The following is a 20,166-nucleotide window of genomic DNA, read 5'->3' as shown; positions in this document are numbered from 1 at the left end:
AATGCGGCCCACCGCCGGTGGCAGGTCGCCGGTATTGCCGGGGTCGGCGGGTCCGGGCTTGCGCGCAGCGCGCTTCGGTGCCAACCTTGCTTCGCAAGGTGCGCTTGTTCGCTGAGGCTCCTTCGCGGAAACAGGCCAGCGACCCCGAACGTCGAGAGACGCCAAGGGTCAGGACAGATTCATTCGGATCAAGGGTGAGTCCCGATTGGCTCCCGTCGTCGTACGGGTGACGCCGCGAAGTGCCAAAGGTCTGACGAGGAGACGTAGGAGGTGGGCACATGAGTGACGGCCCGTCTATATCCGGTACCCGGCGCTGACACGGGTACCACCCCCCATTGATCAACTGACTCTTCCGGCTGCCCGCCGGTTCGTTGTCGTGCCCGCGTAGCCGCACGACCGATCCGACGCGGCCGTTCACTGCTGTGCCATCGGGTGGCTGACGCCCGAGGAGTCCACTGTGCCAACGGCACTGGCCCGCCAATGACACTGTCCGCGAAAGGCTTTCAGACATGACCACAGTATTGCGTCGGGGTGCGCCGCCGACCGCCGGGCGCCCCGAGCGGGTGCGTCCGCGCGCCTGGCCCGCCGACATCCTGGTACTCGTCGGGGCCGCGGCCCTGATCTGGTGCATCATCACCCTGGCCCACGCCATGGGCGCACCCGCCGACTTGGCCGGTGCCCCTTCGTCGATCGACACCGATCCCGCGAAACTTCCCTACTACGCGGCACGTTCGCTTCTCCGGATGTTCATCGGCCTGGGGCTGTCGATCGTGTTCACCCTCGTGTACGCGACGCTGGCGGCCCGGTCGCGGCGCGCGCGGACGGTGCTGTTGCCGATTCTCGATATCCTGCAATCGGTTCCGATCCTCGGCTTCCTGTCGGTGACCGTGACGTTCTTCGTCGCCCTGTTCCCCGGATCGGAGCTCGGCCTGGAGTGCGCGTCGATCTTCGCGATCTTCACCTCGATGGCCTGGAACATCACGTTCGCGTTCTACCAGTCGCTCGTCAGCCAGCCCCGCGATCTCACCGAGGCCGCGGTGAACCTGAGAATGACTCGCTGGCAACGATTCTGGCGGCTCGACGTGCCCAGCGGCCTGATCCCGATGGTGTGGAACGCGATGATGAGCTTCGGTGGTGCGTGGTTCTTCCTCACCGCGTCGGAGGCGGTCACCGTCGGCGGCAAGTCCTACGCGCTGCCGGGGATCGGCGCCTATGTCGCCTCGGCGTCGGATGCCGGTCAGCTGTCCCGGATCTGGTGGGCGATCCTGACGATGGTGATCGTCGTCGTCGCCCTCAACGCGGTGTTCTGGAGCCCGCTGACCGCCTGGGTCGAGCGGTTCCGCATCGAGAACTCGGCATCGGGCGTGGAACCCAAGTCGGTGATGCTCTCGCTGCTGCGCCGATCGAACGCCGGCCGGGCCGCGGGCATCGTGTTCGCGCCGGTGTCCGCGTTCCTCGATCGGGTTTGCGGTTTCCTCGGTGGCCGCACGCAACCGGTGACCACGACCACCGTGACCCGCCGCCGCACCGGTGACGTCATCTTCGTCGTCGCGGTGCTCGCGGTCCTGGTCTACACGACGTGGCGGGTGGTCGAATCGATCGCGGCCTGGGCTGATCTCAGCACCGTCGGCAGCGTGTTCGCCATGGGTCTGGCGACCATGGCGCGCGTGGTGGTGCTGATGATCGTCGCCAGCGCGATCTGGGTGCCGATCGGTGTGATCATCGGACTCAACCCCAGGCTGACCCGGATGCTGCAGCCGGTGGTGCAGGTGTGTGCCAGCTTCCCGGCGAACTTCTTGTTCCCCATGGTGATGGCCGTGTTCATCGCCTGGCACATTCCGCTGAACATCGGCGGCATCGTCCTGATGGCCCTCGGCACGCAGTGGTACATCCTGTTCAACGTGATCGCCGGGGCGGGCGCGATCCCCAACGATCTGCTCGAGGCGTCCCGTGACATGCGGCTGACCCGGGTGTTGCGTTGGCGATATGTGTTGCTGCCGGGCATCTTCGCCAGTTTCGTCACCGGCGGCATCACCGCGGCCGGCGGGGCGTGGAACGCCTCCATCGTCGCCGAATTCGTCAGTTACAACGGCACCGACCACCATGCCTACGGGCTGGGCAACTACATCGCCGAACAGACCGCGTCGTCGGCGCCGGGACACACCGCGCTGCTGTTGCTGGGCATCGTCGTGATGTGTCTGTTCGTCGTCGCCACCAACGCCGCCTTCTGGCGCCGGCTCTATGCCCTTGCCGAGCGCCGCTACTCACTGTGAAACTGCTTGCGAAAGAGGAATTCCCATGACCGTCACCATCACCGACGAGAAGACCCGAGGTGGCACCGTGCCCGCGCCCCTGATCGAGATCAGCGGACTGACCAAGAGTTTCGACGGCCCGCGCGGCGACGTGCTGACCGTGCTCGACGGCATCGACCTCCGTATCGAACCGGGTGAGATCGTCGCACTGCTCGGACGTTCCGGCTCGGGTAAGTCGACGCTGCTGCGTATCATCGCCGGGCTGATCCCGGCCAGCACCGGATCGGTACTCGCCAACGGCAAGGAGTTGTCGGGGGCCAACGCGTCGACGGCCATGGTTTTCCAGTCGTTCGCGCTGATGCCGTGGCTGACGGTGCAGGCCAACGTCGAGCTCGGGCTGGCCGCGCTCGGTGTGAGCCCCGACGAGCGGCGCCGGCGGGCCTTGGTCGCCATCGACACCATCGGACTCGACGGCTTCGAATCCGCCTACCCGCGTGAGCTTTCCGGTGGCATGCGGCAACGCGTCGGATTCGCGCGGGCGCTCGTACTGCAGCCGGACCTACTGCTGATGGACGAGCCGTTCTCCGCCCTCGACGTGCTGACCGCGGAGAACCTGCGCAACGAGTTGATCGATCTGTGGACCGGATCGGACTTCCCGACCAAGAGCATCTGCATCGTGACCCACAACATCGAGGAAGCGGTGCTGCTCGCCGACCGCGTCGTCGTCCTCGGTTCCAAGCCCGGCCGCATCATCCACGAGGCACGAGTGCCGATGCCCCGGCCCCGGGATCGGGAGTCGCCGCAGTTCGTGTCGTTGGTCGACGAGCTGTACGGGGTGCTCACCGGGCGGTTCGACCCCAACGGGTCGGTTCCGGTGACCGAGCCGAATGCCGTTGCCGTCGAGGCGACCCCGGTGAACCGGCCGCTGCCCGCCGCGTCGGTCGGCGGGATCGCCGGACTCATCGAGATCCTCGTCGCGCAAGGTGGTGACGCCGATCTGCCCGACCTCGCCACCACCCTCAACTTCGAGATCGACGACCTCCTCCCGCTCGTCGACGCCGCGGTGCTGCTCGGCCTGATGGAGGCCCGGGACGGTGACCTGCACATCACCGACGTCGGCACGCGGTTCGACGGCGCCAGCATCCAGGACAGCAAGGAGATCTTCGCCACCCAGGCCAGCACGCGGGCGCCGTTGGTACGCACCATCATCCGCGCCCTGCGCAGCAGTGCCGACGGCAGATTGCGGGCCGGGTTCTTCCTCGACCTGCTCAGCCGCGGCTTCGGCACCGCCGACGCCGAACGGCAGTTCGCGATCGCCGTGGACTGGGGACGCTACGGGGAGATGTTCGACTACGACTCGGACTCCGACCAGGTCTCGCTCGATCCGGCGTTCAAGGGGTGAGTGCCCATTGCGCCCGAAGGATGAGCCCAGCGCTCGGCGTCACGACGTGGCGCCGAGCGTGCGGTGCCGCGGTGGCATCGGCACGAAGCCGGCCGTGCGGCGCTGATAGTCGGCGTACTCCGGGTACTTGCCCAGGGTGATTGACTCGGTGAACTTCGTCGACCCGACGAACAACAGGGTCAGGAGCACGGCGCCGAGGATGGTCGGCTGCAGCACCGAGCCAGCGGCCGTCGCGCCGAACGCGAAGATCATCCACCACTGCGCCTGTTCGCAGAAGTAGTTGGGGTGACGGCAGTAGCGGAACAGGCCCTCGGTGAGGAAGCGCGACGGCGGCGTGGCGCCCTGCGCCAGCGTCTCCGCTTTGCGCCGGTGGAACTCCCATTGCTGCTGATCGGCAACGGTTTCACCGGCGAGGAACGCCACGAACAGCAGGGTGAGGATCACGTCGAGCACACCGAAACCGCCGGGATGGCGCAGCGCGGTGTAACCCGGCAGGGAGATCAGCACCAGCAGCAGGTTCTGGTAGATGACGATGAAGAACAGGTTGAACAGGGCGAATTGCCATCCGCTCATCTTCGATCGGAGGATCTGCCATCGGTAGTCCTCCATGCCGGTGTAGCCACCGCGTCGGGCGAAGTTGAACGTCAATCGTGCGCCCCACGCGGTGACCAGTACCGTCATCACCCACAGCCGTGGGTCGTCGAAACCGGCTGCGCCGCAGAAGATCCACATGTAGACCACCGGGGTGATCGACCAGATCCGATCCACCCACGAGGTGTCGCCGGTGATCAGCGACGCCACCCAGCATCCTGTACAGACGACTGCCGCGACTATTCCGACGACCCACAGCACCGACATGGCGTCAGCTCATCCGCGCCAGCGGCACAGTGCCTCGACGGCGGTCATGTCGTAGTCGGGGCCGGTGATGCCCACAGTCAGCAGGGTCACGCCTTCGGCGCTGATGGCGTCGGCGTCGCGGAGCAGGGCATCGACGTCGTCCTTGTATTGCACGCCCGCGGACCGCTCGATGGTCTCTGGGTCGCGGCCGGCGGCGGCGCAGTGCTCGGCGAGCACGGTGGACTTGTGGCGGTAGGTCTCGACGTCGTTGAAGCCGTGCCACGCGTCGCCGTACTGCGCGACGAGGGGCAGCGTCTTGCGCTCGCCGCTGCCGCCGATTAGCACCGGAATATGGCGGGTGGGTGCCGGATTGAGCTTCTTCAGCCGCGAGTCGATACGCGGCAACGCCTCTGCCAGGTCGGCGAGTCGCGAACCCGCGGTCCCGAACTCGTAGCCGTATTCGTCGTAGTCCTTCTGGAACCAGCCGGCGCCGATCCCGAGGATCAGCCGGCCGCCGGAGATGTGGTCGACGGTGCGTGCCATGTCGGCGAGCAGTTCAGGGTTGCGGTAGGAGTTGCAGGTGACCAGCGCGCCGATCTCCACGCGCTCGGTCTGCTCGGCCCAGGCGCCGAGCATCGTCCAGCACTCGAAGTGGGCGCCCTCGGGATCGCCGTAGAGCGGATAAAAGTGATCCCAGTTGAAGATGACGTCGACGCCGGCATCCTCGGCGCGCAGGACCGCGTCGCGGATGAGGGAATAGTCGGGAGCGTGCTGGGGCTGGATCTGGACACCGATGCGAATGGGGAATGCCATGGGTCCCAGTCTGCCCCCACGGGCCGGGTGTGCGCACCCCCCGGTTCTCAGTGGTTCACTTCGTCGCCCTGGGCGCCACTTCTTGCCGCTGGGGCAAGGGGCGTCGACGTTCGGGTGCGGTCGTGCCAGAGTCGAGGCATGAGCACTACAGACCGCAATCCCCACACCGCGGACGAATGGGATGCGCGGTATCGCGATACCGACAGGTTGTGGACGAGCGACGTCAATCCCGCACTACCGATCGAGGTTTCGGACCTGACGCCGGGTACCGCGCTGGAGGTGGGTTCCGGTGAGGGAGCAGACGCCCGGTGGCTCGCCGACCACGGCTGGCAGGTCACGGCGCTCGACATCTCCCAGGTCGCCGTCGACCGCGCGCGGGAGATCGATACGCGTGCGGCGATCACCTGGCTGCAGGCCGATCTCGTCGCCGACGATGTCCCGGGTCGCGATTTCGCACTGGTCACCGCCCACTACTTTCCGATTGCAGCGGCCGATGTGGCGGTGGCGCGCAAGCTCATCGATGCGGTCGGACCAGGCGGAACGCTGCTGGTGGTGGCACACGCCCCCGAGGGTGTGCGAGCCCACGGCTTCGATCCGGCCGACTACGTTCAGCCCGACGACATCGCCGAGATGCTGGGCGACGGTTGGCAGGTGATCACGCACGAGATCCGTGAACGGGGGCGCCCTGCCGGCGGCGGTCACCACATCAACGATGTGGTGCTGCGGGTGCGGCGCACGTAGGTGCTAGTTCTGGCCGTGAGCGTCGACGACGCGCGCAATCCGTTCGATCGCTTCGGTCAGTACCTCGGGTGAGCACGCGACGTTGATTCGCGCGAATCCGTTGCCCTGATCGCCGAAGGCGGGACCCCGGTGGAGGGCGACGCGCCCTTCGTCGAGGATCGGTTCGGCCGGGTCGTCCCCGAGGCCGGTGTCGCCGAAGTCGAGCCAGGCGAGGTAGGACGCGTGCGGTCGGGTGTAGCGGACCTGTGGAAGATGTTGCGCGAGAAGCTGCTCCAGCAGGTCGAGGCTGTCGCCGATGGTGTTGTGCGTCGCTGCGAGGTAGTCGTCGCCGTGGGTGTAGGCGGCCGCGGAGGCTGCACGGCCGAGAATGCTGGTCCGGAAGGCGACCTCGTGCGGTTGGCGTCGAACGACGGCGCGCATGAGGTCGCTGCCGACTACGGTGAGCGCGCACTTGGTGCCGGCGATGTTGAACGCCTTGCTCGCGGAATGGGCGGCGATGCCGACCTTGCGAGCGGCACCGCTGACGGACAGGAACGGCACGAAGGGTGGAGCCTCCGGCGTGATGTCCGGCGGGTGCACCAGCGGGGCGTGGATCTCGTCGCTGACGACGACAGCACCGTGATCGTCGGCCATCTCGGCCAGGGCGACGAGGTCCTCGCGCGGATGCACGAGGCCGAGCGGATTGTGCGGATGGCACAGCAGGATTGCGCGCGCGCCAGCAGCGAATTCCGCGCCGATCGCGTCGAGATCGAGGCGGTAGCCGGTGGGACGCGCGGGGTCTGCGACGAGGGGAGTCTCGACGAGTGTTCCGCCGGCTTCCGGGATGAGTTCGAAGAACGGCGGGTACACCGGTGGCGTGATGATCACGCGGTCGCCGGGTGAGATCGCGGCCCGGAGTGCTTCGACGATCACCACGCTGACGTCGGTGGTGAGGTGCACGTCGTCGGGGTCGACCTGCCAGCCCCAGTGCCGTTCGGCGAATCCGGAGAACGCCGGTCCCACGTTGCCGGTGGTGCCGGCGTACCCGAGGTCGGAGGTCTCGATCTGGGTGCGCATGGCGTTGGCCACGACCGGCGCGATCGGATAGTCCATCTCCGCCACGAACAACGGCAACACGTCGTCGGGGTAGCTGCGCCACTTCTCGCTGTTGCGCCGACGCAGCTCCGCCAGCGACGGCGCCGTCGGTCTCGGCAGCTCTCGACCGGTCATGTCCTCTTGTCTATCACCGCTGTGGGGTTTCCGATGTCGGCTGTCGGCGGTCTCGAGGCCTCGACCATCGGGAGGGGGAGTCGCCGGCGATCACAGAAGACGCCGGGAAATCTCATCCTCGGTGGTCGAGGTGCCGAGGAGCGATAGCGGCGTTCCCCTTCTTCCGGTGGTCGAGGTGCCGAGGAGCGTTAGCGACGAGCCTCGAGACCTGTTGCACCGCTGCTGGTTTCCAACCCCGAACGGAAGTGCGCCCCGGGTCTAGAACGCGCGGTCGCCGAGGAGTTGGGCGAGTCGGTTCTCGACCGGCGAGTCTGACGTGGGGTCAGGGTGGAGGATTTCGACGAGGTCGTAGTATCCGTGTCCGATCGGGACCTGGCTGCGCCGGATTCGGTTGGTGGGCAGCATCGAGTCCCGGTCGTCGCTTGTGGCGAGATCGGTATCGGCACCACTTGGTGGTGGGTCGGGTGGTGGATGCAACTCCGCCCGGACGCGAGCCAACGCCGCAGCGTAGGTGGCCCCGACGTCGGGGAGCGCGTTGGTGCGTTTCGGGTTCGGTTCGGCTGCGCCGACGGGGGTGTTTGTGCGCCACCAGCATCGTCCGGCCCACGGCCCGTCGCGATAGATGCCGGTCGTGAATTGTCCGGGTTTGTCGCCGACCATCCGGTTGTGTTTGCCGCAGGCGGGGGCGAGGTCACCGATGTTGGTGAGTCCGCCTTTCGCGTGGTCTTTGGTGGCGTGATGAATTTCGACGTGCGCGGCGGGTTGGGTACATCCGGGAAACGAGCAGTACTCACCGCCGTCTTTGGCGAACAGGGCGATCCGCTGCCCTTGACTCGCTAACCTCGCCCGACCCAAATACAGGGGAAGACTGGTGTGGTCGTCGAACACCGCCAACCACGGCTGACTGTGGGCCGCCAAAGCGATCACATCCCGGATTGGGAGGAGGGTGCCGGTCGCCGTGACGCCCATCCCGGTTTGCGCGATCAACTCCGACAGCGACGTTTTGATGATCAGGTGCGGTGGCAGGCCGCGATGGGAGTGCGGGCCGAGTCCGACATCGAGTCCGGCACGTAGGACCGCTTCCAACGCGTCGTGGTTGCGTTGCACCTGATCCCGGTGATCGCGGGCTGCGGCAGCCGCCACCTGGTCGGGGTCGGCATCCTCGCGACTACCGGTCGGGGACTCCGGGTCGGCGGGGTTGTTCATTCCAGGCGCCGCCCACGCGGCGAGTACTGCTTCGAGGTGCGCGGTCAGAGTGGGAGTCATCTGCCCCGATAGCCCACTCATTTTTTGGGCGTCTTGACGGCCGATGCGGATCTGGCGGTGGCGTTGCCGATCAGCATCGTCGGTCAACTCACCGTCGGGGTCGAGGTGCGCCAACACCCGTGCCCCCAGGATCCGGAGATCGGAGGGGGTGTGGGTGCGGGCGAACCCGGCCATCGTGGCGTCGGCCGACATTTTTTCGTCGAACGGCACTGTCGTAGGTATGCGGTCCAACACGTCGATGACGACTGCGGCGTGGGAGGGGCCGGCCGCCCCGGAGGCCATCGCCTCGGCCAACGCCGGATATTTCGGCGCAGCAACCTCGCCGGTGACGGTGTGGAAGGTGGCGGTCGCTTTGAGTTGTTTCCACCGCCGCCACGGTTCCGACACACGCAACAAGCCGATCATGGCGTCGATGATCGACCCGAACCCGTACTCCCGCGCCAGATGGCGGTCGGAGAACTCGACGATCTGCCGATCGCCTTGGACGGTGACGCGGGTGATCAACCGTTCGGTGGACTGAGCGACCGACACCAGGTCATCGTTGGACAGGCCGGTCAAATCATCGGTGGCCAACTCGTCCATCAGCGTGTGGGCGAGGGCGATTTTCTGGGTGGTCGACAACCCAGACACGTCAGGGAGTGCGGTGTCGACCATGATTGTCACCCCCGGCGATAAGCGCACATGTGTTTGTGTGCTGTTGTGTTCGATCATATGCCGGGTTTGTCGGGTTGGCAAGCGGTTGTCGAAAGTTTCTTCGAGTAGGTTTAGTGGTGGGGTTCCAGCCTGGGGTTCGGCAGGGTCTCGAGGCTCGCCGCCTGGGGCGCCTCGCGCCTCGACCACCGATCGGGGAAGGACCTCGACCACCGATCGGAAAGGGCTCGGCGGAGCACCTCGACGACCGATCCGGGAAGGGCCGGGGCGCCTCGCACCTCGACCATTGGTCGAAGAGCTGAGGTAGTATTCGCCCATACGTTCGATGCGCATACGCGCCGGATAGAAGGGCTCGACCGATGCGCATCGACAGCGGGACGAGACGGGAGGCATCGATACTCCACGCCGACCTGGACTCCTTCTATGCCTCCGTCGAGCAGCGTGACGATCCGGCGCTGCGGGGTCGGCCGGTTATCGTCGGTGGTGGAGTGGTGTTGGCCGCCAGTTACGAGGCGAAGGCGCGCGGTGTCCGGACGCCGATGCCCGGCCGGGAGGCGCGGGCACTGTGTCCCGATGCGATCGAGGTACGTCCGCGGTTCGAGGCGTACATGGAGGCCAGTCGAGCGGTCTTCGAGATCTTCCGCGACACAACGCCTCTCGTCGAGGGGATCTCCGTGGATGAGGCATTCCTCGATGTGGCCGGACTCCGGCGTCTCGTCGGCGATCCGGTCGCCATCGCCGAGACCCTGCGGTCCCGCGTACGCACCGAGGTCGGCTTACCGATCACGGTCGGCCTCGCGCGCACGAAGTTCCTCGCCAAGGTGGCAAGCGCCGTCGGCAAGCCCGATGGCTTGCTCGAGGTCGCGCCGGGTACCGAACTGGCGTTTCTGCACCCGCTTCCGGTCCGCCGGCTCTGGGGTGTCGGTCCCGTGACGGAGGCCAAACTCGCCGACGCGGGGGTCGCGACGGTCGGTGACATGGCGCGTCTGGGCCAGAAGGCGTTGTGCCACATCGTCGGTCCCGGCGCCGGCCGACACCTGTTCGCGCTGTCGCTCGCGCAAGACCCGCGCCGTGTCGAGACCGGCAAGCGGCGCAGCTCGATCGGCTCACAGCGGGCCCTCGGCCGCAGGCCCCGGCCCGAGGCCGAGATCGAGGCGACGATCATCGCCATCGTCGAACGGCTCGGCAAGCGACTGCGCGGCGCCGATCGTGTCTGTCGAACCGTGGTGCTGCGCTTGCGTTTCGACGACTTCTCCCGCGCCACGCGCTCACGCACCCTGCCCGAGGCCACCGACCGCACCCAGGTACTGATGGGTTGTGCCCGGGCGTTGTTCGATGACGCCCTGCCCCTCATCCGGGAACGCGGGTGCACGCTGATCGGGCTGTCGCTGGCCAACCTCGACGACTCCGACTCGCTGCAGATGACCCTGCCCTTCGACGACGATCATCAGCCGGAACTCGACGCCACGATGGACGAACTCCGTAACCGCTTCGGCCGGGACTCCGTCACCCGAGCAGTGCTCGTCGGACGCGACCATGGCGACGACGCCCCGATGCTGCCCGACTGAACCGGACGACACGGTGCGCAAAATGCGCAAAACACGACTTACGAGCACAACAGTGACTGTGATCCGCATTACCCACAGACTCCTCGTGTAGCCGACGACACCGCAGAGTCGTCGGGAAACACGGCAGAAAGTTCAGGCAATGTTGGTAGCACTCGGGTTGGCGATGGTCGCCACCTTCATGTTCCTCATCATCACCAAACGCGCGACACCCGTTGTCGCACTGATCCTGGTTCCCGTCGCCTTCGGCCTCTTCGCCGGCGCGGGCCTCGGGATCAGCGACATGATCAAGGACGGCATCAAGGAGCTCGCCCCCACCGCGGCGATGCTGTTCTTCGCGATCATCTTCTTCGGCATCATGATCGACGTGGGCCTGTTCGACCCGATCATCCGCTTCATCGTCCGCATGGTGCGCAACGATCCGGCCCGGCTCGTCGTCGGTACCGCGGTCCTCGCGGCCGTGGTGTCACTCGACGGCGACGGATCGACCACCTTCATCATCACCACCGCGGCACTCTTGCCGCTGTACCTGAAACTCGGTGTCTCCCCGGTGGTTCTGACCGTCGTCGCCGGCCTGGCCAACGGCACCATGAACATCCTCCCCTGGGGCGGGCCGACAGCCCGCGCGGCCAGTGCGCTCAAGATCGACACCAACGACGTCTTTCTCCCGATGGTTCCCGCGCTCGCGATCGGCATGCTCGTCGTTCTGGCGTTCGCCTACCACCTCGGCGTGCTCGAGCGTCGTCGCATCGGCCGTATGGAAATCAAGGAGTCGATGCTGGCCCCGAGCGAGGAACTCGTCCTCGCCGGAGCAGGCGGTGGCAGTGGCACCGACACGCCCACCGGCCGTCGACGCTTCCGCGGTCGCGGAACCAGCAGCGCGGCAACCGGTTCCGGCGCCGGTGGCGACTCGGCCGGCCCCGCCGCGACCGGCGACCTGCCCGCCCAACCCCACGACGATGCTGCCCACGACGACTCCGACGCCACGGCCTCCTTCACCGGCGTGCTCGACCCGAACCGGAAGTCGCTGCGGCCCAAACTGTTCTGGATCAACGCCGCACTCACCGTGGCGCTGCTGGCGATCCTCGGCATGGACGTCGTCGCCATCCCCGTGCTGTTCATGATCTTCGCCGGAATCGCTCTCGCGGTGAACTTCCCGCACATCAAGGATCAGCAGGAGGCCATCACCCGGCACAGCTCGAGCATCGTCTCGGTGGTCGCGATGGTGCTCGCCGCCGCGGTGTTGACCGGCGTGTTCAGCGGAACCGGCATGGTCGATGCGATCGCGCACTGGATGGCCGACGGCATCCCGACCTGGATGGGCCCGCACATGGCCGTGGTCATCGGCGTGCTGTCGATCCCGCTGACCTTCCTGATGTCCAACGACGCCTTCTACTTCGGTGTGCTGCCCGTGCTTTCGGAGACCGCGACGCGCTACGGCATCGACCCCGCCGAGATGGCGCGCGCATCGATCACCGGTCAGACCTTCCATATGCAGAGCCCGCTGGTTCCGGCGATCCTGTTGCTCGTCGCGCTCGCCGGCGTCGGACTGGCCGATCACCACAAGAAGGTGCTGTGGCGTGCGGCGGTGGTCTCGCTGGTGATGCTCCTCGCCGGCTGCCTATTCGGCGCCATCCCCTTCTGAGGAGTCCCCGACCGGGTCGCCGCAAACAGGATCTCCCTGTCGGCCGATCCCTCCCACGCCTAGGCTGACCGCATGCGATTGCGAACGCAGGTACTGCTCCTGCAACTCGCCGTCATCGCGGTCAGCCTCGGCGTGGGTTTCGGCGTCGTGGTCTACGGATCCGACGACCGGGTCCGCGACGAATACGCCCAACGGGCCCTGGCCATCGCCCAGACCATGGCCGACGATCCCGACGTCGTCGCCTCCGTCGCCGCACATCAGGGCACCGACCTCGACCGAGCTGAACTCGTGAACTCGTCCCTGCAACGCCAGGCGACCGCCGTGGCCCGCAGCACCGGTGCGCTCTTCGTGGTCATCGCCAACGCCGACGGAATCCGGTTGGCCCACCCCGACGTCGACGAGGTCGGAGTGCACGTCTCCACCGATCCGTCCCGGGCGCTGTCCGGTCAGATCGACATCACCACCGATCGGGGAACACTCGGCGACTCGGTCCGCGCAAAGGTGCCCATCCTGCAGCCCGGGCTCACCCGTCCGATCGGCCTGGTCAGTGTCGGCGTCTCGACGCAGAAACTCACCCGCGACACCCGCCGCGACATCCTCGCCACCGGGCTCATCGCGCTCGTGGCCCTCGCTGTCGGTGCGGTGGGGTCGGTGCTGCTCGCCCGCCGATGGCGGCGTCTGACTCTCGGACTGGAGCCCGACGACCTCGCCGAACTCGTGCGTGAGCAACGGGCCGTGCTGCACTCGCTCGATGACGGTGTCCTCGCCGTCGACAGCGCGAACGTGCTGCGGGTCGCCAACGAACGCGCCCGCCGACTGCTGGAGGTGTCCGCGCCGGTGGGCACGCCCGTCGACGCGCTCGGGCTGACGCCCCGGGTGCGTGGTGTGGTCGAAACGCCGAGGCCTGAGCCGGTCGCCGCCACCGTCGGGGATCGGATCGTGCTCGTGTCGTCGCATCGGGTCACCGCCGACGGACGTGACCTGGGCATGGTGCTGTCGGTGGTGGATCGCACCGACGTCGAGGAACTCACCCGCGAGGTCGACGCCGTCCGGGCGATGAGCGTGGCCCTGCGCGCGCAACGTCACGAGACCGCCAACCGCATGCACGTGCTCGCGGGATTGCTGCGGCACAACAACGTCGACGAGGCGCGCGCCTACCTCGACGACCTCACCGGACCGCACGCCCGCACCGTCGACGGCATCGAGAACGTCGACGAACCGCACCTGCAGGCATTCCTCGAGGCCAAGGCCAGCCACGCACGAGAGCGGGGTGTCACGCTGCGCCTCGGACCACAGACGTGGGTGGCGGGCGCGCTCACCGATGCGGTCACGGTGACCGCGGTGGTCGGCAACCTCGTCGACAATGCGATCGACGCCGCGGCCGGCAGCGCCGATGCCGAGGTGGAGGTGGAGCTGTTGACCGATCCGGGCCCCACTGCCGACGACGGTAGGACACACTCGACACTGTTGGTGACGGTGGCCGATTCGGGACCCGGCATCGCTTTTGACGACCCGGCGGAGATCTTCACCGAGGGCGTCACCACCAAGACCGACCCGGCCGTCCCCGGCGGCCGCGGGATGGGCATGTCGATCGTCCGGCAACTCGCGCGGCGAATCGGCGGTGACGTGACCATCGCCGAGCCGGGCGGAACCGGGCGCGGAGGTGCGGTACTCGTGGCGCGGCTACCGGGCGTGATCGAGGAGGGAGGCCGGTCATGACCGGCGAGACGCCAAGCACCGACGGCCACGGCGTGCTGATCGTCGACGACGACTTCCGGGTTGCCGCATTGCATTCCGCGATCGTCACGGCGGTCCGCGGATTCCGGGTGGTCGCCCGCGCCGGGACACTGGCGCAGGCGCGTACGGCGCTCGCCGAGCACCCCGACATCGAGCTGGTGTTGCTCGATGTCTACCTGCCCGACGGTTCCGGCATCGACCTGCTTGCCGAATTGCGTTGTGACTGTTTCATCGTCGGCGCCGAGACCGACGCGCGGGCGGTGCGCGCGGCCACCCGCGGGGGTGCGCTGGCCTATCTGATCAAACCCTTCGCCGACACCGAGCTGGCGCGTCGTCTCGCCGGTTACGCGCACTATCGGCGGGTGCTCGACGCGCCTCGGGTCGATCAGACCCAGGTCGATGCGGCGTTGTCGGGCCTGCGGTTCGGGACGGCGCCCGCCGAGCGGTCCTCGGGCGCCTCGCCGACCGAGCAGCGGATCCTCGAATTGTTCGACGACACCGACGAGGGATTGTTCGCCGACCAGGTCTCCGACGCCATCGGCATCTCGGCGGCCACCGCCCGCCGGCACCTCGCGGCGCTGGTGTCGGCGGGACGGTTGATCATGTCATTGCAGTACGGCGGCACCGGACGCCCACGGCAGGAGTATCGCAAGCCGCGCAACTGATCAGCTCGTTTGCAACCTCACACACGCGATGATGGCTTCGTGCGAAGGTTTCGGGAGTCGAGTGCGTTGTCGGCGTTTCAGATGTCGGACGCCCCGCTGGACACGGCGGGTGCGCTACGCGCGCTCGCGGCGGGCGGCGCCCTCCTGATACTCGGTGTGCTGCTCGGCGACTGGGCCAGGCTGGGGGTCGCCTATCTCGGCGCCGCGTGTTCGGTGGCGTTCGTGCTCGGCGAAAGTTACCGGGTCCGGTTCACCGTGCTCGCGGCGGCGTCTGCCGGCGCCGCGGTGGGGATCGTCGTCGGTGGCTCGACGACCGGCCACGGCGTGCTGCCGATCATCGTCGGCGCGGTGGTGGCCGCAGCGGTGTCGGGGCTGGTCGGCGTCGTCGGGCCAGGCGGACCCGCCTTCGGGATGATGCTCAGTATCGGTGTCGCCTACGGCCAGTTCGGTGGTTCGGGGCTGAGCCCGCTGAACCAGGCGGTGTGGTACCTCGTCGGCGCATTGGTGGTCGGCGTGGCCCACTTCGTCGAGTGGCCGTTCCGGGCCGACCTCCGACGATCTCCGCTCGCCACGACGACCGACACGCAGCCGCACTCGATCAGAGGCGATGCCGTTCGGGTCCTGAACAGGATGCGCACCCCGGCAGCGGTCCACAACAGTGTTCGGACGGCGCTGTGCCTCGGTGTTGCCACCGCGATCACCGTCGCTGCACACGCCCCGCAGCACGGGTTCTGGTTGCCGCTGACAGTGGCTGTCATCGTCCGGCCCGAGTACGGATCGGTGGTCGGGCGAACGGTGAACCGGGTGGCGGGCACGGTGATCGGTGCGGCGGTGGCCGCCGCGGTGGTCGCGATCTGGCCCAGCGGCATCGTGGTCGCGGTGGCGGCGTCGGTCGGGCTGGCCTTCGCCGTGCTCACCGGACCCAAGTTGTACGGGCTCCGAGTCGTCGGCATCACCCTCTCGGCACTGTTGTCCGCGTCGGTGGGCGCCCCGGATGCCCTCGGTCCGGAGATCCGGCTGCTCGACACCCTCGCCGGCGCGGTGATCGCCGTCGTCTTCGGTTATCTGATCTGGGCAGGCAGCAAGGACAACGCCTGACCCAGGCAGCAGGGACAACGCCTGACCCAGGCAGCAAGGACAACGCGTGACCCGACGCCGCGGGCCGGCCACCACGACTTGACCTTGACACAGTGACAAGGTGTGGAGTGGACGGGGAAAGGAGGTGGTGGACGATGTGGCAAGCACTCGAGCACCCCGATCAGTCGGTACGTCTGCGCGCAGCGATGGCGGTGGGTACGGCCGGAGCCGATCTCGACGCCGAGGAGGTGACCGACCGTCTGATCGCGCGGAGTGCGATCGAGCCGGACTTCTTCGTCCGCGACATGCTGACGTGGGCGCTGTGCCGCCAGCCCGCCGACGTCACGGTGCCGAAGCTGCTCAAGGAACTCGACTCCGACGTCGTCCAGGCGAGAAGCCAAGCACTGCACACTCTTTCGAAGATCGGGGATGGCCGGGCATGGCCGTTCGTGTCGACCATGCTGCATGAGGACGACGACGAGGTGGCGCGAACCGCGTGGCGTGCGGCCGTCGCGCTCGTTCCCGCCGACGCCGTTGACAGCCTTGCCGCGGATCTGGCCACCGAGTTCGGACGGCGCACCGACGAGGTACGCCGGAGTCTGAGCCGGGCTCTCATCGGGCTCGGACAGCCCGGGCGCGACGTCGCGCAAGCGCGGCTGACGCATCCGGTCGCCGCCGTCGCCGACCACGCCGCGGCGACGATCCGGTTGTTCGACGATCCCGACTCGGGGTTCGCCGATGCTCATCGGTGAACTCGCCCGCCGTTCGGGGGTCTCCACCCGCATGCTGCGTCACTACGACCGACTCGGGCTGGTGACCCCCACCGGGCGGACATCGGGCGGCTACCGCGAGTACTCCGACGCCGACGTTCGCCGGTTGTTCGAGGTGGAGAGTCTGCGCACGCTGGGCCTCACACTGCCGGAGGTCGGCGCCGCGCTCGACGAGGCGGCCTACGAGCCGATGCAGGTGGTGGAGGACCTCATCGACCGGACCCGGGACCGGATCGCCGCCGAGCAGGAACTGCTGGCCCGACTGCAGCGCGTCGCCGCCACCGCGCCCACGCAGTGGGCCGACGTGCTCGACGCGGTCGCGATGCTGCGCGCGTTGCAGTCACCGTCCGGCGCGCAACGCATCCGGGCCGCACTCAGTGGCGACGACACCCGTCTGCCTGTCCCGGAGTTGGCGAAAGCTGCTCTGGCCGAGGATGATCCGAATGTGTTCGGGGCACTACGGTGGTCGTTGGCGCGTGCCGGCGACGCCGCACTCGACCACCTCGCCGACGGCCTGGCCGCAACCGATCCGCGGGTACGGCTGCGCGCCGTCGAGGCCGTCACCGCCATCGACTCCGAGCGGACCGCCACGATCCTTCTGCCCGCACTCGCCGATGCCGACGACGACGTGCGCGATCGTGCCGCGACGGCGTTGGCCGCGCGGGGTTCGGCGGAGTCGATCGATCCGCTGGTCGCGATGATCGTCGCCGGGCGGCGCGACGTCGAGGCCGCCGAGTACCTCGGCGCCCTCGCCGAGCGAGGAGGCTCGGGCCGCGTCCTGGCCCGGCTCCGTCATCATCTCGACGCCGCCGATCCGGCTGTGCGATTGCGAATTGTCCAGGCACTCGCCGAGATTCCCGGCGTGGACGGGCAGCGTCTGCTGGAAGAGATGGCCGCCGACGACGACCCCACCGTCGCGGCCACGGCCACGGCGGTGCTGCGCGCCAGGGATGTGGGCCCAAGGGTTATCGGTCGGTGACCACCCGGTGACCGAATGGGTCGTGTCTCGGCGTTTTGTCGTTTCCGGCTGACGCGGGTCGCTCCCGGCACGTATGAATGGAGGAGGAACTGCGGAAATCACCCAACGCCCGTGAGAGGCCCCACGATGTCCCACAGCACCGGAATTGCCCACCGTCCCCAGGACGAAAGCAGCTACGACGACGCCGACATCGACGCAGACCTGCGCTGGTGGGCCGCCGCCAACTACCTCAACATCGCGCAGATCTACTTGCAGGACAACGTTTTACTGACCGAGCCGCTGACCGTCGACCACATCAAACCACGGTTGCTGGGCCATTGGGGCACCAGCCCGGGATTGTCGGCGATTTACACGGTGCTCAATCGAATCATCAATGACACCGGGTCGGAATGGTTGTATATCACCGGACCCGGGCATGGCGGTCCGGCATTGGTGGCCAACACATATCTCGAGGGCACCTATACCGAGATCTATCCGCACATTTCCCTCGATGCCGCCGGCGTACGCGCACTGTGCAGGCAGTTCTCGACGCCCGGTGGCATCCCCAGCCACGTCAGCGTGCAGACGCCGGGGAGCATCCACGAGGGCGGCGAGCTCGGCTACGCGCTCGTGCACGCCGCAGGTGCGGCCTACGACCATCCCGACCTGATCGTCGCCGCGGTGGTCGGTGACGGTGAGGCCGAAACGGGTCCGTTGTCGGGGTCGTGGAAGATACCTGCCTTCCTCAACCCGGCCCGCGACGGTGCGGTGTTGCCGATCCTGCATCTCAACGGGGCGAAGATCGCCGGGCCCACCGTCCTCGGTCGCAGCACCGACGCCGAGATCAGCGATTACCTCAGTGGGCAGGGGTGGCGTCCGGTGTTCGTGGAGGGCGAGGACCCGCGGGAGGTGTTCCCCGCCTTGCACACGGCGCTGGTGGACTCCTATCGCACGATCCGGGAGATCCAGGCCGCCGCGCGCGGCGACGGCCCGCGCCCGGACACCGCATGGCCGGCGATCGTGTTGCGGACGCCGAAGGGCTGGACCGGCCCGAAGTTCGTGGACGGCAAGAAGATCGAGGGCACGCACTGGGCGCATCAGGTGCCGCTGTCGGGGGTCCGGGAGAACCCGGAACATCTGGCGATCCTCTCCGACTGGCTACGGTCCTACAAGCCCGAGGAGCTGTTCAACGAGGACGGCGGCGTCGTCGACTCCATCCGCGCGCTCGCACCGAAGGGCGATCTGCGGATGGGCGCCACCCCGTACGCCAACGGGGGCCGCCTGCTCCGCCCCCTCCGTCTGCCACCGATCTCGTCCTACGCCCTCGACATCGACTCGCCGGGCGTGGTCCTGCACGAGACCACGCGCGTGCTCGGCGAGTTCATGCGCGACATCTACCGGGAGAACGGGACTCCCGACGACGGCGGCAACTTCCGGTTGTTCTGTCCGGACGAGACGTCGAGCAACCGCCTCGGCGCGGTCTTCGAGGCCACCGACCGGTGCTGGCAACTCCCGACCACCGAGTTCGACGACGGGCTCTCGGCGTCCGGGCGGGTGATGGAGGTTCTCAGCGAGCACCTGTGTCAGGGCTGGCTCGAGGGCTACACGCTGTCGGGGCGGCACGGATTGTTCGCGACCTACGAGGCGTTCGCGATGGTGAGTGCGTCGATGGTCGTGCAGCACACCAAGTGGCTCCAACACGCCGCCGAACTACCGTGGCGCGAGCCGGTCGCCTCGCTCAACATCCTGCTGACGTCCACGTGCTGGCGCAACGACCACAACGGCTTCTCCCATCAGGGTCCCGGCCTCATCGACCTGGTGTTGCCGCTGTCGCCGGGGGTCGTGCGGGTGTGGTTGCCGCCGGACTCCAACTCGCTGCTGTCGATCGCCGATCACTGCTTCCGCAGCCGCGATCACGTCAACGTCCTCGTCGTCGACAAACAGCCGCATCTGCAATACCTGACGCTCGAGGAGGCCAACGAGCAGGCCGCGGCGGGCGCCTCGATCTGGGAGTGGGCCGGCACCGAGTCCGCCGACGACGGGTTCGACGACGCCGCACCGCCGGACGTGGTACTCGCCGCCGCCGGGGACGTCCCGACCCAGGAGATTCTCGCGGCCGCGCAGTTGCTCCGGGAGTGGGTGCCTTATCTGCGCACGCGGGTGGTCAACGTGATGGACCTGATGGTGCTGCTGCCGCAGAACGATCATCCGCACGGCTTGTCCGAGGAGAAATTCATCGACCTGTTCACCCGCGACACCGACGTCGTCTTCGCCTTCCACGGCTACCCGCGCGCGGTCCATCAACTCGTGCACGGCCGCACCCATCCCGGACGGTTCCACGTCCGCGGATTCTCCGAACAGGGCACCACGACAACGCCGTTCGACATGGTGGTGCTCAACAAGATGAGTCGCTATCACCTGGTTCTCGAGGCGCTGCGCCGCTCGCGACGCGCCCCGGAGAAGAGCGCCGAACTCGTCGAGTACTGCCGCACACAACTGGCCCGGCACGCCGACTATGTGCGCGAGCACTTCGAAGACCTCCCCGAGGTCCGGGACTGGACCTGGAGCTGATCTGGGG

At 67.7% G+C, this 20,166-nt stretch carries 15 protein-coding genes and 1 riboswitch; of the genes, 11 read left to right on the top strand and 4 right to left on the bottom strand.

The window, feature by feature from the left end:
• The first annotated feature begins 96 nt into the window (after window positions 1-96).
• Window positions 97-269: riboswitch (M-box (ykoK) riboswitch) on the top strand.
• Window positions 270-509: 240 nt separating this feature from the next.
• Window positions 510-2,273, top strand: coding sequence for an ABC transporter permease (locus tag J6U32_RS02265; protein WP_208793376.1), 1,764 nt, complete (start codon window positions 510-512; stop codon window positions 2,271-2,273).
• Between the two features lie 25 nt (window positions 2,274-2,298).
• Window positions 2,299-3,654: an ABC transporter ATP-binding protein gene (locus tag J6U32_RS02260; protein ID WP_208793375.1), complete on the top strand. Its 1,356-nt coding sequence runs from the start codon at window positions 2,299-2,301 to the stop codon at window positions 3,652-3,654.
• Window positions 3,655-3,693: 39 nt separating this feature from the next.
• Here the strand turns inward: J6U32_RS02260 and J6U32_RS02255 are convergent, their stop codons facing one another.
• Window positions 3,694-4,512, bottom strand: a complete 819-nt coding sequence (locus J6U32_RS02255; RefSeq protein ID WP_208793374.1) for a DUF1295 domain-containing protein — start codon at window positions 4,510-4,512, stop codon at window positions 3,694-3,696.
• A 9-nt stretch (window positions 4,513-4,521) separates the two neighbouring features.
• Window positions 4,522-5,304 carry an LLM class F420-dependent oxidoreductase gene (locus J6U32_RS02250; protein ID WP_208793373.1) on the bottom strand — a complete coding sequence of 261 codons (783 nt, stop codon included), beginning with the start codon at window positions 5,302-5,304 and terminating at the stop codon, window positions 4,522-4,524.
• Window positions 5,305-5,442: 138 nt separating this feature from the next.
• On the opposite strand from J6U32_RS02250, the gene J6U32_RS02245 reads away from it, so the two are divergent.
• A complete protein-coding gene (locus J6U32_RS02245) occupies window positions 5,443-6,045 on the top strand; it encodes a class I SAM-dependent methyltransferase (protein WP_208793372.1) in 603 nt (200 codons plus the stop codon).
• A 3-nt stretch (window positions 6,046-6,048) separates the two neighbouring features.
• On the opposite strand, the gene J6U32_RS02240 is transcribed toward J6U32_RS02245, so the two are convergent.
• Both J6U32_RS02240 and J6U32_RS02235 read right to left on the bottom strand, forming a co-directional pair.
• Complete coding sequence (locus J6U32_RS02240) at window positions 6,049-7,254, bottom strand: MalY/PatB family protein (protein ID WP_208793371.1); 1,206 nt, start codon at window positions 7,252-7,254, stop codon at window positions 6,049-6,051.
• A gap of 258 nt (window positions 7,255-7,512) precedes the next feature.
• Window positions 7,513-9,174 carry an HNH endonuclease signature motif containing protein gene (locus J6U32_RS02235; RefSeq protein WP_208793370.1) on the bottom strand — a complete coding sequence of 554 codons (1,662 nt, stop codon included), beginning with the start codon at window positions 9,172-9,174 and terminating at the stop codon, window positions 7,513-7,515.
• A gap of 356 nt (window positions 9,175-9,530) precedes the next feature.
• Between J6U32_RS02235 and dinB the strand changes: the two genes are divergently transcribed.
• The 8 genes from dinB (at window position 9,531) to J6U32_RS02195 (ending at window position 20,159) form a co-directional block, all read left to right on the top strand.
• Window positions 9,531-10,739, top strand: coding sequence for a DNA polymerase IV (gene dinB, locus J6U32_RS02230; protein ID WP_208793369.1), 1,209 nt, complete (start codon window positions 9,531-9,533; stop codon window positions 10,737-10,739).
• Between the two features lie 139 nt (window positions 10,740-10,878).
• Window positions 10,879-12,381, top strand: a complete 1,503-nt coding sequence (locus tag J6U32_RS02225) for a CitMHS family transporter (protein ID WP_208793368.1) — start codon at window positions 10,879-10,881, stop codon at window positions 12,379-12,381.
• A 72-nt stretch (window positions 12,382-12,453) separates the two neighbouring features.
• Complete coding sequence (locus tag J6U32_RS02220; RefSeq protein ID WP_208793367.1) at window positions 12,454-14,100, top strand: ATP-binding protein; 1,647 nt, start codon at window positions 12,454-12,456, stop codon at window positions 14,098-14,100.
• Window positions 14,097-14,783, top strand: a complete 687-nt coding sequence (locus J6U32_RS02215; protein ID WP_208793366.1) for a response regulator — start codon at window positions 14,097-14,099, stop codon at window positions 14,781-14,783. The genes J6U32_RS02220 and J6U32_RS02215 overlap by 4 nt, the downstream gene beginning before the upstream one ends.
• A 39-nt stretch (window positions 14,784-14,822) precedes the next feature.
• Window positions 14,823-15,881, top strand: a complete 1,059-nt coding sequence (locus tag J6U32_RS02210) for an FUSC family protein (RefSeq protein WP_208793365.1) — start codon at window positions 14,823-14,825, stop codon at window positions 15,879-15,881.
• 134 nt (window positions 15,882-16,015) lie between these two features.
• Window positions 16,016-16,612 (top strand): HEAT repeat domain-containing protein, encoded by a 597-nt coding sequence (locus tag J6U32_RS02205; protein WP_208793364.1) that lies wholly within the window; start codon window positions 16,016-16,018, stop codon window positions 16,610-16,612.
• Window positions 16,599-17,609, top strand: a complete 1,011-nt coding sequence (locus J6U32_RS02200; protein WP_208793363.1) for a HEAT repeat domain-containing protein — start codon at window positions 16,599-16,601, stop codon at window positions 17,607-17,609. Before J6U32_RS02205 ends, J6U32_RS02200 begins: the two co-directional genes overlap by 14 nt.
• A gap of 126 nt (window positions 17,610-17,735) precedes the next feature.
• Window positions 17,736-20,159 carry a phosphoketolase family protein gene (locus tag J6U32_RS02195; protein WP_208793362.1) on the top strand — a complete coding sequence of 808 codons (2,424 nt, stop codon included), beginning with the start codon at window positions 17,736-17,738 and terminating at the stop codon, window positions 20,157-20,159.
• The last annotated feature ends 7 nt before the right edge of the window (window positions 20,160-20,166 follow it).

This window comes from Gordonia polyisoprenivorans, from assembly GCF_017654315.1.
In the GTDB taxonomy this organism is placed as follows: domain Bacteria; phylum Actinomycetota; class Actinomycetes; order Mycobacteriales; family Mycobacteriaceae; genus Gordonia; species Gordonia polyisoprenivorans_A.
The sequence above is the reverse complement of the archived record's forward strand: the minus strand, read 5'-3'. Positions and strand labels throughout refer to the sequence as shown.

What these genes read in the sequence shown, in the direction of transcription:
- J6U32_RS02255 (WP_208793374.1), bottom strand. Translation starts at nt 4,512, where the DNA reads ATGTCGGTGCTGTGGGTCGTCGGAATAGTCGCGGCAGTCGTCTGTACA.
- J6U32_RS02245 (WP_208793372.1), top strand. Translation starts at nt 5,443, where the DNA reads ATGAGCACTACAGACCGCAATCCCCACACCGCGGACGAATGGGATGCG.
- J6U32_RS02220 (WP_208793367.1), top strand. Translation starts at nt 12,454, where the DNA reads ATGCGATTGCGAACGCAGGTACTGCTCCTGCAACTCGCCGTCATCGCG.
- J6U32_RS02265 (WP_208793376.1), top strand. Translation starts at nt 510, where the DNA reads ATGACCACAGTATTGCGTCGGGGTGCGCCGCCGACCGCCGGGCGCCCC.
- J6U32_RS02200 (WP_208793363.1), top strand. Translation starts at nt 16,599, where the DNA reads ATGCTCATCGGTGAACTCGCCCGCCGTTCGGGGGTCTCCACCCGCATG.
- J6U32_RS02235 (WP_208793370.1), bottom strand. Translation starts at nt 9,174, where the DNA reads ATGGTCGACACCGCACTCCCTGACGTGTCTGGGTTGTCGACCACCCAG.
- J6U32_RS02215 (WP_208793366.1), top strand. Translation starts at nt 14,097, where the DNA reads ATGACCGGCGAGACGCCAAGCACCGACGGCCACGGCGTGCTGATCGTC.
- dinB (WP_208793369.1), top strand. Translation starts at nt 9,531, where the DNA reads ATGCGCATCGACAGCGGGACGAGACGGGAGGCATCGATACTCCACGCC.
- J6U32_RS02225 (WP_208793368.1), top strand. Translation starts at nt 10,879, where the DNA reads ATGTTGGTAGCACTCGGGTTGGCGATGGTCGCCACCTTCATGTTCCTC.
- J6U32_RS02205 (WP_208793364.1), top strand. Translation starts at nt 16,016, where the DNA reads ATGTGGCAAGCACTCGAGCACCCCGATCAGTCGGTACGTCTGCGCGCA.
- J6U32_RS02260 (WP_208793375.1), top strand. Translation starts at nt 2,299, where the DNA reads ATGACCGTCACCATCACCGACGAGAAGACCCGAGGTGGCACCGTGCCC.
- J6U32_RS02195 (WP_208793362.1), top strand. Translation starts at nt 17,736, where the DNA reads ATGTCCCACAGCACCGGAATTGCCCACCGTCCCCAGGACGAAAGCAGC.
- J6U32_RS02250 (WP_208793373.1), bottom strand. Translation starts at nt 5,304, where the DNA reads ATGGCATTCCCCATTCGCATCGGTGTCCAGATCCAGCCCCAGCACGCT.
- J6U32_RS02240 (WP_208793371.1), bottom strand. Translation starts at nt 7,254, where the DNA reads ATGACCGGTCGAGAGCTGCCGAGACCGACGGCGCCGTCGCTGGCGGAG.